Origin of the sequence: Haloarcula sp. Atlit-47R (assembly GCF_003665985.1) — an archaeon.
Classification (GTDB): domain Archaea; phylum Halobacteriota; class Halobacteria; order Halobacteriales; family Haloarculaceae; genus Haloarcula; species Haloarcula taiwanensis.
In genome coordinates this window covers 1-513 of sequence record NZ_QPLQ01000043.1, presented here as the reverse complement: position 1 = coordinate 513, position 513 = coordinate 1, and the positions used below count along the sequence as shown (strand labels likewise).

The window sequence follows — 513 nt, the reverse complement described above, 5'->3', positions numbered from 1 at the left end:
ATGTCGTCGCGGCGGTTTCTCGTGTTGTCGGCGGCGGGAACGCTCGTGTTTGAGGGCGCGCTCGCGGCGCTCTATCTTCTCAGCGGGCAAGTCCTGGCATAAAGTAGCCCGGCCGTGGTGGGCGGTTGGAGGTGGTAGGGAGTCCTTATTCGGGGTGCGTCCGTGAGTAGTCCGTCACTTCGTTCGGTTAATGTCAAGCTTCTCTTTCAGGGCGGCGAGTTCTTCAGACTCGGCAAGTTCCTCGACCCGCTTGCGGAAGTGTCGCTCGCAGAGACCGACCTTGATGTGGTCTTTCTCGGCGGCGTATGCGGCCTCACGGTCGCAGTAGTGACACTGCATACGCCCTCTTCGGTTCCGATAGGATTTAACTCTACGCCCCAGACAGTCGGCGCAGTTATTCGCGTATTAATACGGGTAGCGTCGCTGACAACTGTAGTTAGGTGCATGGACAACTCCGGTTAGTAATACGGATAACTAGGTTAGAGACGCGAATATAGCGGTTAGAAGCGTGGA

Annotated in this window: 1 protein-coding gene; it reads right to left on the bottom strand. The window is 56.9% G+C overall.

The window, feature by feature from the left end:
- Positions 1–174 precede the first annotated feature (174 nt).
- Positions 175–339, bottom strand: a complete 165-nt coding sequence (locus DVK00_RS21935; RefSeq protein ID WP_004045157.1) for a DUF6757 family protein — start codon at positions 337–339, stop codon at positions 175–177.
- Between the last annotated feature and the right edge of the window lie 174 nt (positions 340–513).

Excerpts from the sequence above, each read along its gene's own strand:
- DVK00_RS21935 (WP_004045157.1), bottom strand. The coding sequence starts at position 339 with ATGCAGTGTCACTACTGCGACCGTGAGGCCGCATACGCCGCCGAGAAA.